The 2,565-nt window shown below is 59.1% G+C and carries 1 protein-coding gene and 2 pseudogenes; 1 reads left to right on the top strand and 2 read right to left on the bottom strand.

Going from position 1 to position 2,565, the window contains the following annotated elements; genetic code table 11:
• Positions 1-91: 91 nt before the first annotated feature.
• Both F4827_RS34780 and F4827_RS34775 read right to left on the bottom strand, forming a co-directional pair.
• Positions 92-1,057: pseudogene (locus F4827_RS34780) on the bottom strand (IS256 family transposase); the annotation flags it as partial.
• A 211-nt stretch (positions 1,058-1,268) separates the two neighbouring features.
• Positions 1,269-2,196 (bottom strand): annotated as a pseudogene (locus F4827_RS34775) (IS630 family transposase); the annotation flags it as partial.
• A 19-nt stretch (positions 2,197-2,215) separates the two neighbouring features.
• On the opposite strand from F4827_RS34775, the gene F4827_RS34770 reads away from it, so the two are divergent.
• A complete protein-coding gene (locus tag F4827_RS34770) occupies positions 2,216-2,383 on the top strand; it encodes a hypothetical protein (protein WP_183733967.1) in 168 nt (55 codons plus the stop codon).
• The last annotated feature ends 182 nt before the right edge of the window (positions 2,384-2,565 follow it).

Here is a 2,565-nt window from a genome sequence, read left to right as displayed (position 1 = left end):
GAATGCAAGAGCGGCTGGCTACATGGCCTGCTGCAGCGGCGAAACGCGAATGTCGCTGCGGTTGCACTCGCGAACAAGAACGCGCGGATCGTCTGTTCAACGTCTCGGTCGCCTTTGGATATTTCGCCGCATAGATCGACACGAAAAGATCAAACGCAGCATGCGCGTCGGCGTGGGTCGCGGCCATGCAGATCGATTGCATATCGGCCTTCGCGCGTGCCTGTTGCGATTTGGGCAGCGCGTTCAGCACGTTGCCCATCTTGTGAAACCAACAGCGCTGGCCACGTGTGGTCGGAAACACCTCTTCCAGCGCCGCCCAGAAGCCCATAGCGCCGTCCCCGATTGCTAGCCGTGGGCCTGCCTTCAGACCGCGCTTTTTCAGGTCGAGCAGCAGCTCCAGCCACGACGCTTTCGTCTCGCGATACCCATCGCCGATCGCTACGCGTTCTTTGCTCCCGTCCGGTTTCACGCCGATGATGACCCGCAAGCATTGCCCATCGGAGTTCTCGCTGCGCAGCCCCGTGTGAATGCCGTCGACCCACCAATAGACGTAGTGCGACTCGGACATGTCACGCCGGCTCCAAGCCACATGCTCGTCGGCCCATTGCGCCTTAAGCCGGCTCACCACGTTGGCCGACAAGCCCTTGGCGTCATCGCCCAGCAGCACGCTCAACGCTTCGCCCATGTCGCCCGTCGAGATGCCCTTCAGATACAGCCAGGGCAGCGCTGCGCTCACACGGGGCGACTTCCTCACATACGGCGGCACGATCGTCGAATTGAACTTCACGCCCGATCCCGATCGATCGCGTACCTTCGGCACCTTCACCGCAATCGGCCCGGCGGCCGTCAACACCTCGCGCTCTGGCAGGTAGCCGTTGCGCACCACGGCGCGTTGTCCGTGCAACGTCTTGACGTTCGCGAACCGCTCCATCAGTTCTGACAGCTCCGCTTCGATCGCTTGTTGAATCACTTGCCGCGCCCCGTGACGAACCAATTCGTCCAGACCAAGCCCGACTCCCGATAGACCGAAGACTGCTTTTTCCGTATCCTTGCTCATGGTGGATGGTTTGATGTTTGCTGGATTCCGACTTCGACAATCAGATTCTCAGCTGAAACCTCCACCGCCTTCAACTTCCCGCCTCAACTCCCCCGTACACCACTTCCGACTTTAGCTCGGTTGTGGTCATGCAAGGTCAAATGCAAGAGTGCGAGAACGGCGTCGTCAATGGCAGCTGTATTGATGTTCATGGCGTTCATCCCGATGTTGTTCATACCCGTGCGCAAAACTGTTCGAGTCCCGCGAGAATTTCATCGGCCGACTTGCTCCAGACGAACGGTCGGGGATTCGCGTTGTTGACGTAGAGATAATGCCGGATCGCTTCTTCAAGTTGTCGCGTCGATCGATGCGTGCCACGTCGGATGTATTTCTCGGTAAGCGTAGCAAACCAGCGTTCCACCTGATTGAGCTACGATGCCGACGTTGGGGTGAAATGAATATGGAACCGCTGGTGTTGAGCGAACCAGTTTTTGATCGAAGGCGTCTTATGCCTGCCGTAGTTGTCCATCATCAGATGAACCTCCAGATCGGTGGGAACGCTGGCTGCGATCGTGCGCAGGAAATGCAGGAATTCACTACTGCGATGGCGACGGTGCAATTCACCGATGACTTCGCCAGTGGCAATGTCCAGCGCGGCGAACAAGGTGGTGGTGCCGTGGTGCATATAGTCGTGAGTACGGCGCTCGGGGATGACGGGTGCCAACGGCAATATGGGCTGGGTACGACCCAGAGCCTGGATCTCGCTCTTCTCGTCAACACACAGCACCATCGCCTTGAGTGGCGGATCGAGGTACAGGCCGACGATGTCGCGAACCTTGTCGACGAACAGCGGATCGCTCGAAAGTTTGAAGGTTTCCTGCCGATGCGGCTGCAGGCCGAAAGTTCGCCAGATCCGCGACACCGCAGTCTGCGAAAGACTCATCCCGAGCCATCGTGCGCGTACTCCAGTGCGTTGCTCCCGCAGGTACAGACTCCAGCGTCTTCGCAATCACGGCATCGACACGCGCGTCTTCGATCGATCTGGGCGCACCCGGACGCGGCGCGTCGAGCAGACCATCGAGCCGGTGCGTCACGTAGCGCGCACGCCACTTCGAGACAGTTTGCTCAGTAACTCGCAGTTTCGCCGCGACCATCTTGTTGCTGGCTATGGATGCCAGCATGGCTCCCGAAGTCGAGGCGGGGCGCTTACTGAGAGTGCTGCCCGAATGGATAGGTCCACCCCAGGATTTGAATGCACTGTTTCCGCGAGAGCTGGTTCCCTCGCCCAAGCTGCAAGCTTTTCTGAACTACCTCAAAACGCAATTGCGTTTCGGCGACATCGCGTGACAGACATCGAAAGCGTTCAGGTTCGACGATTGGCTACTGTGCGCCATAAGCGGACCTCGGAAGTGTATTTCGATGACCGGCTTCTTCGGGTCGCAGGACTAAACCGCTCGCGCGGTAGGGGCTACGGTCCGGCGCTGAAGGTCAGGGAGAGGCCGGTCGCGCGGTTTATGTTGGCGAGTGAG

Origin of the sequence: Paraburkholderia bannensis, assembly GCF_014200455.1 — a bacterium.
GTDB lineage: Bacteria > Pseudomonadota > Gammaproteobacteria > Burkholderiales > Burkholderiaceae > Paraburkholderia > Paraburkholderia bannensis_A.
Note: the sequence above shows the minus strand (reverse complement) of the source record. Positions and strands in the feature narration are given on the sequence as shown.